This is a genomic window from Pseudoflavonifractor capillosus, from assembly GCF_016902575.1.
Taxonomy (GTDB): domain Bacteria; phylum Bacillota; class Clostridia; order Oscillospirales; family Oscillospiraceae; genus Enterenecus; species Enterenecus capillosus_A.
Genome location: NZ_JACSNZ010000054.1, coordinates 1 through 12,301, shown reverse-complemented (window position 1 = coordinate 12,301; position 12,301 = coordinate 1). Strand labels below are relative to the sequence as shown.

General features: G+C 61.2%; 8 protein-coding genes. 7 read left to right on the top strand and 1 reads right to left on the bottom strand.

Translation table 11 applies throughout. The features are described 5' to 3' along the window. Positions 1–211: 211 nt before the first annotated feature. Positions 212–811 carry a transcriptional repressor LexA gene (gene lexA / locus H9X86_RS10835; RefSeq protein ID WP_204901538.1) on the bottom strand — a complete coding sequence of 200 codons (600 nt, stop codon included), beginning with the start codon at positions 809–811 and terminating at the stop codon, positions 212–214. A gap of 179 nt (positions 812–990) precedes the next feature. Between lexA and recJ the strand changes: the two genes are divergently transcribed. The 7 genes from recJ (at position 991) to H9X86_RS10800 (ending at position 12,113) form a co-directional block, all read left to right on the top strand. Continuing rightward, positions 991–3,069 (top strand): single-stranded-DNA-specific exonuclease RecJ, encoded by a 2,079-nt coding sequence (gene recJ / locus H9X86_RS10830; protein WP_204901537.1) that lies wholly within the window; start codon positions 991–993, stop codon positions 3,067–3,069. Positions 3,070–3,140: 71 nt separating this feature from the next. Beyond that, positions 3,141–5,381, top strand: a complete 2,241-nt coding sequence (locus H9X86_RS10825) for a RelA/SpoT family protein (protein ID WP_204901536.1) — start codon at positions 3,141–3,143, stop codon at positions 5,379–5,381. A 208-nt stretch (positions 5,382–5,589) separates the two neighbouring features. Continuing rightward, positions 5,590–6,807 (top strand): carboxylate--amine ligase, encoded by a 1,218-nt coding sequence (locus tag H9X86_RS10820; RefSeq protein WP_204901535.1) that lies wholly within the window; start codon positions 5,590–5,592, stop codon positions 6,805–6,807. A gap of 18 nt (positions 6,808–6,825) precedes the next feature. Further along, the gene (gene cuyB / locus H9X86_RS10815; protein ID WP_204901534.1) at positions 6,826–7,530 is read left to right on the top strand and encodes a cysteate racemase; all 705 of its coding nucleotides are present in this window, start codon (positions 6,826–6,828) and stop codon (positions 7,528–7,530) included. Positions 7,531–7,558: 28 nt separating this feature from the next. Then, positions 7,559–9,928 (top strand): acetylglutamate kinase, encoded by a 2,370-nt coding sequence (argB, locus tag H9X86_RS10810; RefSeq protein WP_204901533.1) that lies wholly within the window; start codon positions 7,559–7,561, stop codon positions 9,926–9,928. A gap of 316 nt (positions 9,929–10,244) precedes the next feature. Next, positions 10,245–10,403 carry a hypothetical protein gene (locus H9X86_RS10805; RefSeq protein WP_204901532.1) on the top strand — a complete coding sequence of 53 codons (159 nt, stop codon included), beginning with the start codon at positions 10,245–10,247 and terminating at the stop codon, positions 10,401–10,403. Positions 10,404–10,670: 267 nt separating this feature from the next. Beyond that, positions 10,671–12,113, top strand: coding sequence for a UDP-N-acetylmuramoyl-L-alanyl-D-glutamate--2,6-diaminopimelate ligase (locus tag H9X86_RS10800; protein ID WP_204901531.1), 1,443 nt, complete (start codon positions 10,671–10,673; stop codon positions 12,111–12,113). The last annotated feature ends 188 nt before the right edge of the window (positions 12,114–12,301 follow it).

The window sequence follows — 12,301 nt, the reverse complement described above, 5'->3', positions numbered from 1 at the left end:
GCAGAGTTTTCCCGCCCCCAGGCGGGAAAATAAATTGAAATCCTGTTTTTTCCGGGGACATGCGCATCGGAAAAAACACTTCTCAGCCCGCCAGTGTGGCCTTGGGTCGACCTTTGACCCAAGGGTGCATGCAGCGGGCTGTATCCTCTCGAAAAAATGCTTGCATTTTTGAGAAGCGTATCGAAAAAGTTCCACACGCTCAGTGCGGCGCTTAATAGCGCCGCACCACTGCTACCACCCGGCCCAGGATGGAGCACCCCTCCCCGTCAATGGGCTGGTACTCCCCGCTGGAGTTCTCCGGATACAGCCACACATGGCCGTTTTCCCGCCGGAAGGTCTTCACTGTGGCCTCGTCGTCAAACAGGGCCACCACAATGTCTCCGCTTTTCACCTCATGCTGCTGGTGTACCACCACCAGGTCGCCGGGCAGGATCCCAGCCTCCAGCATGGACTCCCCTCGAACCCGCAGGGCAAAGTGCTCCCCCACCCGTCCGCCGGTGTCAAAGGTCAGGTAGTCCTCAATACACTCCTCGGCAAGAATGGGGCTGCCTGCCGCCACCGAGCCCACCAAAGGTACCTGATCCCGGCGGTTGTGACAGCCGTCGGTGATGGTAATGGCCCGGGTCTTTCCCTCCGCCTGGCTGATGAGTCCCGCCTCCCGCAGGCCCTTGAGGTGGAAGTGGACGGTGGAGGGGGACTTGAGCCCCACATGCTGGGCAATCTCCCGCACCGAAGGAGGGTACCCATTCTCCTGGGCAAAGGACAAGATGTAGTCGTAGATCTCCTGCTGCTTCTGGCTGAGTTTGCTCATACCGCCCAGCTCCTTTCCCGGGTGTTTCATCTTTTTTCCCATTTTACCACGTCATAAAGATAATGTCAAACATTTGTTTCATTTTTCCGATTCTCTCCGGGGTTCTCCCGGGGGAGCGGTTGAAAAACTTCCTTAAGTTTGATATAATTGGAGATAATTTTTCTTAAGGAATGAACCCAATGAAATATGATCGGTGGAATCTCCGTCCACCCGGCAGGCCGGGGGTGTGCACGGAGCTGGAAGGGGCAGGACTGCCCCCCCTATGCGCCGCCGTGCTCAGTGCCCGGGGGATGGACAGCGCCCAACAGGCCTCGGCCTTTCTGGCCCACGGCCCGGAGCTGCTCCACGACCCCTTTCTCCTCCGGGACATGGAGAAGGCGGCTCAGCGCATCACTCTGGCCCTGCAACAGGGGGAGACCATAGCTGTCTACGGAGACTACGACGTGGACGGCATCACCTCCACCTGCCTGCTCACCCAATTCCTCCGCAGTCTGGGGGCGCAGGTCATCAGCTACATCCCAGACCGCACCGAAGAGGGGTACGGTCTGAACAACAACGCCATTGACACCCTCCAGGCCCAGGGGGTGAGCCTCATTGTCACCGTGGACTGTGGCATCACCGCCATCCGGGAGGTGGAGCATGCCCGCAGCCTGGGTGTGGACGTGGTGGTCACCGACCACCACCAGTGTAAGGACACCTTGCCCCAGGCTTCCGCCGTGGTAGACCCCCGCCGCCCCGACTGCCCCTATCCCTTCTCCGACCTGGCCGGGGTGGGGGTGGCTTTGAAGCTGGCCCTGGCCCTGACCCCTTGTGCCCAGCGCACCCAGGTGCTGGCTGACTACGGGGAACTGGTGGCCATCGGCACGGTGGCAGATGTGATGCTCCTCCAGGGGGAAAACCGTGCCCTGGTACACATGGGGCTGGAGCAGCTGGCCCACACCGCCCGGCCCGGACTCCAAGCCCTGCTGCGGGAGGCGGGCTGTCCCCGGGGGGAAGTGCCCTCCACGGTGACGGTGGGCTATGGCCTGGCCCCCCGCATCAACGCCGCTGGACGGATGGAACAGGCGGGAGTGGCCCTGGAGCTGCTGCTCACCACAGACCCGGCCCGGGGCCAGGAGCTGGCCCAGCAGCTGTGCCAGCTCAACCGGCTGCGTCAGGCCATCGAGCTGGAAATTTTTCAGCACTGCGATCAACTGCTCACCCATACCCCCGCCCTGTCCGCCCCGGTGATCGTACTGGCCGGGGAGGGGTGGCACCAGGGGGTCATCGGCATTGTGGCCTCCCGACTGGCGGAAAAATACGCCTGCCCCGCCTTCATGATCAGTCTGGACGGGGACAAGGGCAAAGGCTCCTGCCGCTCCTTTGGGGGCTTTAACCTGTTTGCGGCCCTGGAGCAGTGTGCCCCTTTGTTGGAGGGGTACGGCGGCCACGAGCTGGCCGCCGGATTTTCGGTGCGCCGGGACAACATTCCCGCCCTGCGTGCCGCCCTCGCCCAACTGGTGGGGGAATACGCCGGGCATCAGCCCATGGAGTCGGCTGTGGATGTGGACTGTGAGATCCCCAACTGCTCCCTGATATCCACCGAGAACGCAGAGTCTTTGTCTCTGCTGGAGCCTTTCGGGTCTGGCAACCCCAAGCCGGTGTTTCTGCTGCGCTCGGTGTGCGTGCTCTCCCATACAGATGTGGGGGGCGGGCGGCATATGAAGTTGAAGCTGCGCCGGGACGGAGTGGTGATGGATGCCATCTTCTTCTCCGCCAATTCTCAGGCCTGCGGCATTGAGAACGGACAGCGGCTGGACATCATCTTTTCCCTGCAAATCAATCAGTTCCGGGGGGTGCGCACCGTGCAGTTGCAGCTGTGCGACCTGCGTCCCGCCCCCACGCGCTCCCAGCTGGAGCGCAATCTGTTCCACCGCCTGCGCTCGGGGGAGACCCTGTCCCCCTGGGAGGCATCGGTGATGCTCCCCCAGCGCCGGGACTTCGCTCAGCTGTGGCGCTATCTGGAGCAGCTGTGCGCCTCCGGCCCCGCCCAGGCCCCTGTGGATCAGCTGGTGCGTCAGGCCACCCGCAGCTTTTCCGGCCGCAGCTCCTATGGCAAGACCCTGGTGTGCCTGCATGTGATGGATGAGCGGGGGCTCATTCGCATGGCGGTGGAGGAGCAGCTGGCCACGGTGCAGCTGTGCCGCCCCCGGGAAAAGGTGGATCTGGAACAGGCGGGTATGCTGCGGCAGCTGCGGCATGATTTGGGCCTGAAGTGAGAAAACTATGAGAGAGAATGTGGGAGCAACCCACACATCCCCCTATTTTGCGGGGGAAAGGAGGTACTACCATGGAATCCATCGCCACACGCTATCAGGAATTGGAGCAGCAGGTGCTCCAGCGCAACCCCAACGCCGATGTGGCCCGGCTGCGCACCGCCTTTGAATATGCCAACGCCCACCATGGCACCCAGCTGCGCAAAAGCGGGGAGCCTTACATCACCCATCCCCTGGCGGTGGCGGAAATTGTGGCGGAGCTGGATTTGGATCTGGACTCTGTCATTGCCGCCCTGCTCCACGACTGCATCGAGGACACCGACGCCTCCCACGAGGACATTGCCAAGATCTTTGGCTCCTCCGTGGCCCTGTTGGTGGAGGGGGTCACCAAGCTGACCCGGATGCAGTACACCTCCAAAGAGGAGCAGCAGATGGAGAACCTGCGCAAAATGTTCATGGCCATGGCCCAGGACGTGCGGGTGATCCTCATCAAGCTGTGCGACCGGCTGCACAATATGCGCACCCTCCAGTACCAGTCGGAGAAAAAGCAGCGGGAGAAGGCCCTGGAGACCATGGAGATTTATGCCCCCATTGCCCACCGCCTCGGTATGCAGCGCATCAAGTGGGAGCTGGAGGACATCTCCCTGCGCTACCTGGACCCCATCGGATACCAAGAGGTGGAGCAGGAACTGGAGAGCATCACCACCCGGAATGCCCAGTTCTTCTCCAACATCCAGCAGCAGCTGGAGGAGCGCCTGGCCGCCGACGGCATCCAGTGCAAGGTGTACGGCCGGGTCAAGCACATCTACTCCCTGTACCGGAAGATGTACACACAGAACAAAAATTTCAAAGAAATTTTTGATTTATATGCTTTCCGTGTCATTGTCCCCGACATTCCAAGCTGCTATAATGTGCTGGGTTCCATTCACGATATGTATAACCCGGTGCTGGGCCGCTTCAAGGACTACATTGGCACCCCCAAGCCCAACGGCTATCAGTCCCTGCACACCACCGTCATCGGCCGGGACGGCATTCCCTTCGAGGTGCAGATCCGCACCTGGGAGATGCACCAGACTGCGGAATACGGCGTGGCCGCCCACTGGAAGTACAAGCAGGGCATGGCCAACGACAACCTGGGCAGTGAGAAGGAATTTGAGTGGGTGCGCAAGCTGCTGGAAAGCCAGCAGGACACCGACGCCGAGGAGTTCGTCAGCACCCTGAAGGTGGATATGTTTGCCGACGAGGTGTTTGTCTTCACCCCCAACGGGGACGTGAAGAGCCTGCCTGCCGGTGCCACCCCCATCGACTTTGCCTACTCTATCCACTCCGCCGTGGGCAACTCCATGACGGGCGCCCGGGTCAACGGCCGCATCGTCACCTACGACACGCCGCTGAAAAACGGGGACATCGTGGAGATCATCACCTCCAAGGCCGCCCGTGGCCCCGGACGGGACTGGATGAAGATCTGTAAGTCCAACGAGGCCCGGAACAAGATCCGCCAGTGGTTCAAAAAGGAGCGCCGGGAGGAGAACATTGCCACCGGCCGGGCTGCCTTTGAAACCGAGCTCAAGCACATGGGCCTGACCATGTCCCAGGTCACCGCCTCCGCCGAAGTCACCGACGCCCTGCTGCGCCGCCTGCGCTACGGTTCCCTGGATGAGGTATACGCCGCCATTGGCTACGGCGGCCTGTCCGCCCAGAAGGCGGTGGCCCGCATCAAAGAAGAGATCATCCGCCTGACCCGGGAGGATCAGCACAAGGCCGAGCAGAAGGTGCTCCAGGCCTCCTTGAGCAAGGGGGAGACCATTTTCCCCGCCGCCAAGACCACCACCCCCACAGGGCAGAAGCCCCGTCACTCCTCCAGCGGCATTTTGGTGGAGGGGCTGGACAACTGTACCGTCAAATTCTCCAAGTGCTGTACCCCTGTCCCCGGTGACCCGGTGGTGGGGTTCATCACCCGGGGCTATGGCGTGTCCATCCACCGCAAGGACTGCCCCAACGCCGACCCTCTGCGCCGCAAGCCGGAGGAGGCAGGCCGCTGGGTGGCGGTGTCCTGGGTGGATGGAGATCAGATCAGCTACCGCACCTCTCTGGAGATCTCCGCCAAAGACCGGGACGGTCTGGCACTGGATGTGGCTATGGCACTGTCCACCCAGAAGGTGAAGGTGAACAACCTCTCCGCCCGCTCACAGCCCGATGGATACGCCACCATCTTCCTGGAGCTGTCGGTGAAAGACCGCAGCGAGCTCACCGGGGTCATCAATAAGCTGTCCCAGATCCAGGGCGTGTTCCTGGTGCAGAGAGCCAAAGGATAAAAGCCCTCGGCAGAGTTTTCCCATCCGCAGATGGGAAAATAAATTGAAATCACGTATTTTCCCAGGACATGCGCATGGGAAAATACACTTCTCGGCCCGCAAGTGTGGAATTGGGTCGTCCTTTGACCCAATTCTGCATGCAGCGGGCTGCATCCCCTCGAAAAAATGCTTGCATTTTTGAGAATCTTATAAAGGAGTCCTCTTTGAAATGGAAACCTGTTCCTTCCAGCCCCTCCTCTTCGGCGGGGACATCAATGTTTACAGTGTGGCCCGGGCCTTTCATGAGGCCTACGGCGTGAAGAGCATCGCCTTCGGCAAGTTCGCCGCCACCTTCCCCTGCGCCTTCAGCTCCATCATCGACTACCGCCCCTGCCTGGAAAACGAAAACGCCGACGCCTTCTTAAAGAACGTCTGCGACGTGGCCCGGGAAGTGGCGCCCAAGACGGTGCTGGTGGTGGGCTGCGGAGACAGCTATGTGAAGCTGGCCGCCCACCTGAAAGACAAGTTCCCGGAAAACGTCAAGTGCAACTACATCTCCGGTGAGATGCTGGACCGACTCACCGATAAAGAGCAGTTCTATGCCCTGTGCGATGAGTACGGCATCGACCACCCCACCACCTTTGTCTACACCAAGGAGATGGGCCACGATTTTAAGCCCCCCTTTGGGGCGCCCTATATCGCCAAGCCTGCCGACGGCGTGGCCTATTGGGCCACCGGCCACAGTGAGCTGAAAAAGGTGTACCTGTGCGACACCTGGGAGGAGCTTCTCTCCGCCCTGGATGAGGTGTACGCCGCCGGGTATCCGGGTAAAATGATCCTCCAGGAGTTCATTCCCGGGGACGACACCTACATGAGAGTGCTCACCAACTACTCCGACCAGCACGGCAAGGTCAAGCTCATGTGTCTGGGCCATGTGTTGCTGGAGGAGCACTCTCCCCACGGCATCGGCAACCACGCTGTCATCATCACCGAGCACCAGCAGGAGCTGTGTGACAAGATACGGGGGATGCTGGAGGATCTGGGCTATGTGGGCTTCTCCAACTTCGACATCAAGTACGACCAGCGGGACGGCAAATACAAGGCCTTTGAGATCAACTGCCGTCAGGGCCGCTCCAACTACTATGTCACCGGCTCCGGCCACAACATCGCCACCTATCTGGTGGGAGATTTGGTGGAAGGGAAGGACCTGCCCCTCACCGTGGTGAAAAATCAGAGCCTGTGGCGCATGATCCCCCGGTCTCTGGCTTATGCATTTATCCCCAAGGCCTATCACCCCCAGATGAAGGCTCTGATTCGGCTGGGAGCCGATCACCACTCCATGGAGTACCGCCCCGACTACACCCCCGGCCGGGTGTTCCGGATCTTGAAAAACCACGTGGGCAACATCCACCGCTTCCGCAAGTACTGCAAGAAGCCCCAGAACTAAAAGCGAGGATTTCCAACTATGAGTGAACAAAAGCTGGGCATTTTGGGGGGTATGGGTCCCCAGGCCACCCAGGTCTTTTACCAGTATGTGCTGGACCGCACCGAGGCCAGCTGTGACCAGGAGCACCTGCCCACCCTCATTTTGTCCGACACCAAAATGCCCGACCGTACCGCCGCCATCCTCTCCGGGGACACCGGGGCGCTGTACGGGCGGCTGCTGAGGGACGCACAGCTGCTGGAGAACTGCGGCTGTACCGCCATTGCCATCCCCTGCAACACCTCCCATTTCTTTGTGGACAAGCTGCAAGGGGACATTCACACCCCCATCCTCCACATGATTCGAGAGACTGCCGCCGCCATTTACGCCCAGGGCCGTCACCGTCCCGCCATCCTGGCCACCGACGGCACCATCCAGTCCGGGCTGTACCAGGCCGCCTGCGCCCAGTACGGCCTGACTGCCGTGGCCCCCGACCCGGACACCCAGGCCCTGGTGATGTCCATCATCTACGACGAGATCAAGCAGGGGGAGCGGGGGAGCCGGGAGAAGTTTGCCGCCATCGACAAGGCCATGCGAAAGGCCGGATGCGACTGCGCCATTCTGGCCTGCACCGAGCTGTCTGTGTTCCGCACCTACCACAACCTGCCCGCCTTCTATGTGGATGCCATGGAGGTGCTGGCGGAGACCGCCGTCACCCGCTGCGGCTACCAGCTGCGTACCATCTAACCACTTGTTGACAAATGAGGTATCTGTCATGAATCGAACCATATATCCCTTGGAGACCTACTGCCATCTCCTCACCACCAAAAACCTCCTGGCCGATCCCCTTCCTGCTGGGCTGGACCTGTCCCGCCCGGTGGAGCTGGTGTCCTACGACTCCAAGAACGTCGTCCCCGGCACCCTTTTCCTATGTAAAGGGGCCCACTTCCGGGCGGAATACCTCCAGCAGGCCGCCCAGCAGGGGGCCTTTGCCTATGTCAGTGAGACCCCCTATCCAGAGGTGGACCTGCCCTGCATCCACGTCAATGATATGCGTCAGGTCATCGCCCCCTTTGCAGTGCTGTACTACAACGACCCCTCCCGGCTGCTGAATGTCATTGGCATCACTGGCACCAAGGGCAAGTCCTCCACCACCTACTACCTGAAGTACATTCTGGACGAGTATCTGTCCAGCCGTGGCGTGCGCTGCGGCGTCATCTCCTCCATTGACACCTACGACGGGGTGGAGGAGTTTGAGTCCCACCTCACCACCCCCGAACCCCTGGAGCTGCAAAAGCACTTCGCCAACGCCCTCTCCTCCGGCCTGGGCTACCTCACCATGGAGGTGTCCAGTCAAGCCCTGAAGTACCACCGTACCCTGGGCACCCGGTTTGCCGCCGCCTGTTTCTTGAACATCGGCACCGACCACATTTCCCCCATTGAGCATCCGGACTTTGAGGACTATTTCCAGTCCAAGCTGAAAATCTTCGCCCAGGCGGAGGTGTCCTGCATCAATCTGGACTGTGACCACGCCGACCGGGTGGAGGAGGCCGCCCGCCGGGACTGCCGCCGGGTGGTCACCTTCTCCCGCACCAACCCCAAGGCAGACGTGTACGGCTCCCACATCCGCAAGCGGGGCAACGACATCATCTTCCGGGTCACCATCGCTGGGGGCCAGTCCCGGGAGTTCCAGCTGACCATGCCGGGGCTGTTCAACACCGAGAACGCCTTGGCCGCCATTGCCGTGTGCCACGCCCTGGGCATCCCCCAGCAGTGCATCTATGTGGGCCTCATGAAGGCCCGGGTGCCGGGTCGTATGGAGGTGTACACCAACGCCAACGACCACATCACCGCCATTGTGGACTACGCCCACAACCGCATGAGCTTTGAGACCCTGTTCAAGTCCGTGCTGGAGGAGTACCCCGGGCGGCGCATCGTCACCGTGTTCGGCTGTCCCGGCAAAAAGGCCCTGGACCGCCGGAGAGACCTGGGCGAGGTGTCGGGCAAGTACTCCGACCTGGTGGTGCTCACCGAGGAGGACTCCGGGGAAGAGGACACCGTCTCCATCTGCAAGGAGATTGCCACCTATGTGGCAGAGCAGGGCTGCGCCTATGACATTCAGCCCAACCGGGGCGAGGCCATTCGCCAGGCCATTCTGGGCTGCAAAGAGCCCACCGTCATCCTCATCACCGGCAAGGGCGCCGAAACCCGACAGAAGCGGGGCCTGGAGTATATCGACACCCCCTCGGATGTGGACTACGCCAAGACCTTCCTGCAAGAATACGACGTCACCCACGGCCTGGACGGCCTGGAGAAGGTGCGCTCCATCTCCTCCGTTCTCCCTGCCCTGAAGGAGATGGCGGGCCAGACCGTGGTGGTAAAATACGGCGGCTCTGCACTCACCCCTGACGGGGCGGTGGATTCCATCCTCCAGGACGTGGCCACCCTGCAAATGGCTGGCCTGCGGGTGGTGCTGGTCCACGGGGGCGGGAAAAACATCACCGCCCTGCTGGAGCGGCTCCAGGTGCCCACCCACTTTGAAAACGGCTACCGGGTCACCGATGAGGCTGCTCTGGGTGTGGCGGAGATGGCGCTGTCCGCCCAGGTGAACAAGGCCATTGTCTCTGCCCTCAATGATTTGGACGTGGCGGCGGTGGGTGTGTCCGGCAAGGATGGCCACCTAATCACTGCTCAGTGTAAAAACCCCGCCCTGGGCCGGGTTGGTCAGATCACCCAGGTGGACACCCGCCTGCTGGAGACCCTGCTGGGAGCGGGCTTCCTCCCCGTCATCTCCCCCATCGCCGGTGGCGACGGGGCCGGGTATAACTGCAACGCCGACGACGCCGCCCAGGCCATCGCCGAGGCCCTCCATGCAAACCGTCTGGTGTTCCTCACCGATGTGGGAGGCATCCTCATTGACAGCCACAACACCAAGACTGCCGTGGCCCATATGGACGCCCAGCGGGCAAAGGAGCTGATGGATGCCGGCCTCATCGCCGGAGGCATGGTGCCCAAGGTCCAGGGCTGCCTCCACGCTCTGGAGAGCGGGGTGGGCGAGGTGTCCATCCTGGACGGACACTGTGAGCATGTGCTGCTGCTGGACGTGCTGCACCAGCGGGTGTCCGGCACCATTCTCACGCCCTGAGAGACAATCAAATAAAATATCAACCGGAGAGGCAGAAAGTTTCTGCTTCTCCGGTTTTTTGTTTGCCATTTGTTCCGCCATTGCCCTGGTGAAACCCTGCGTCCCTGGGAGGGACGCTCCGCTGGGGTCTATTTTTGACCGGGCAAAAATAGACGAAAAACCCGCTTAGGGCGTTCCCCCCTAAGTACCCCCCTGTGGGGTACGAGGCTGAAACTGCGTCAAGCCCATCGTCGGCCCGTCACTCTTGCTGTGGCTCCTGTAACTTCCACCACACCAAGACACCCTGGGCAACTGGCCCTATGGCTGGGCGGTTCCCATGTCCGGGCCTACCCTGGTGGAGCGGTGTTCCCACCGCCGGAAGCCTGGCTCCCGGCAGCTGGGAACAGCTGCATACCAAGATGAGGCCCTGGCGGTAGAAGTCATATCTACCAGAGAAGCAGGCATTTTCCTGAAACCTGCCAAACCATCTATGTGACCATACCAGACTAAGGGCCGGAAACAGAAGGACGCAGGAATATCCAGTACCAGCGGGGTGGATTCCACAAGGCGGGGGAAGGCCCCGCCTTTGGCGATTCTTTCCCCGATTTCTCATCGCTAAGAAATCGGGCCCAGCGGAGCGTCCCCCAGGCTGGCAAGCCTACTCCCATCCACCGAAAGAAGGGTTCCTTTTCCATGAAAGGAACCCCCTTTTTACCCCCTGCATAGACTGGGTCAAAATCTCCCCTTTAAGAGGTGTTGACCCATGAAGCTCTCCCACCTGCTGGCTGCCATTGGCCACTCCTGCGACCAGGATGTGGACATTTCCGCCCTCACCTGTGACTCCCGTACCGTCACCCCCGGGGCCCTCTTTGTGGCCATTTGCGGGGCACATACCGACGGCACACAGTACATCCAACAGGCAGTGGCCCAGGGGGCAGCTGCTATTGTCTCCCCAGTGCCCCTAGCCTGCGCTGTCCCCCTCTTTGTGGTGGAAGATCCCCGCTCTGCTCTGGCCCATCTGGCCGCTGCCTTCTATGGCCACCCCGCCAAATCCCTCACCCTCATTGGCATCACCGGCACCAAGGGCAAGACCACCGCCGCCCACATGGTACGGGACATCCTCCTCTCCGCCGGGTATTCCACCGGCATGATCGGCACCATGGGGGCCTATGTGGGCAAGGAGAAGTGGGAGGATTGTCCCAATACCACCCCGGAGCCGCTGCTCCTCCACCGGCTGCTCCACGACATGGTGGAGCAAGGGTGCACCCATGTGGTGATGGAGGTGTCCTCCCAGGCCATGAAGCACCACCGCCTGGCGGGTCTGACCTTCGCCGGAGGTGTCTTTCTCAATCTATCCCCAGACCACATCGGCCCAGGGGAGCACGCCGACTATGCCGAGTACACCGCCTGCAAGGCTGGTTTTTTCGCCCAGTGTGCCCTGGGTGTGGGCAACGGGGAGGACATGGCGTGGCCCCAGATGGCCGCCCAGCTGCCTCCAGAGGCCCCCATCACCACCTTTGGCTTTGCGCCCAACTGTGATGTGCAGGGGGTGACAGTGGCGCCCCAGGAGCACCCCGATGCCCTGGGTACCCGGTTCACCATCGCCGGGTGGGATGCCCCTGTGGACATTCCCTTGCCCGGACGGCACCACGTCCAGGACGCTTTGGCCGCAGCAGCTCTGTGTGGGCAGCTGGGACTGACTCAGGCGGTGATCCGTCAGGGGTTGGCCCAGGCCACCGTCCCCGGTCGTGCCCAGGTCTATCCCAATGACCGGGGTGTGCGTGTCATCGTGGACTATGCCCACAATGCCGCCAGCTTTCGGGCCATTTTGAGCTGCCTGCACTGCTACCCCCATGGGAAAATCATCGTGGTATTTGGTGCGGGGGGCAATCGGCCCCCCATGCGGCGGCTGGACATGGCTCAGGTGGCGGCGGAGTTGGCGGATTACGCCATTGTCACCACCGACAACCCCCGGTGGGAGCCGGTGGAGGATATCTGCCGCCCCATCACCCAGGCCCTGGGCCGTCAAATTCCCTGGCAGGTCGTTTACGACCGGAAAGAGGCCATTTTCCAGGCCCTGGACTTGGCCCAGAGCGGGGATATGGTGGCCCTGCTGGGCAAGGGGCATGAGACCTATATTGAGACCTGCGGGGTGCGGGAGCATTTCTCTGAGTGGGAGGTGCTGGAGGAATATTTCCACAGCTGAGGCCATAGGTGTGGAACATATAAGCATGACCACATAAAAGGGTCTGCTGCAAAATGATAATTTTGCAGCAGACCCTTTCCAGACTGTCGAAGAACCCCTGTTTTCATTGAGCGAAAACAGGGGTTCTGGTCATAGTTTGGGGAATAACGGCAAATATGATGCGCAAATTGGAGTTCTCCCAACTCCAA

What these genes read in the sequence shown, in the direction of transcription:
- lexA (WP_204901538.1), bottom strand. Translation starts at nt 811, where the DNA reads ATGAGCAAACTCAGCCAGAAGCAGCAGGAGATCTACGACTACATCTTG.
- recJ (WP_204901537.1), top strand. Translation starts at nt 991, where the DNA reads ATGAAATATGATCGGTGGAATCTCCGTCCACCCGGCAGGCCGGGGGTG.
- H9X86_RS10825 (WP_204901536.1), top strand. Translation starts at nt 3,141, where the DNA reads ATGGAATCCATCGCCACACGCTATCAGGAATTGGAGCAGCAGGTGCTC.
- H9X86_RS10820 (WP_204901535.1), top strand. Translation starts at nt 5,590, where the DNA reads ATGGAAACCTGTTCCTTCCAGCCCCTCCTCTTCGGCGGGGACATCAAT.
- cuyB (WP_204901534.1), top strand. Translation starts at nt 6,826, where the DNA reads ATGAGTGAACAAAAGCTGGGCATTTTGGGGGGTATGGGTCCCCAGGCC.
- argB (WP_204901533.1), top strand. Translation starts at nt 7,559, where the DNA reads ATGAATCGAACCATATATCCCTTGGAGACCTACTGCCATCTCCTCACC.
- H9X86_RS10805 (WP_204901532.1), top strand. Translation starts at nt 10,245, where the DNA reads ATGTCCGGGCCTACCCTGGTGGAGCGGTGTTCCCACCGCCGGAAGCCT.
- H9X86_RS10800 (WP_204901531.1), top strand. Translation starts at nt 10,671, where the DNA reads ATGAAGCTCTCCCACCTGCTGGCTGCCATTGGCCACTCCTGCGACCAG.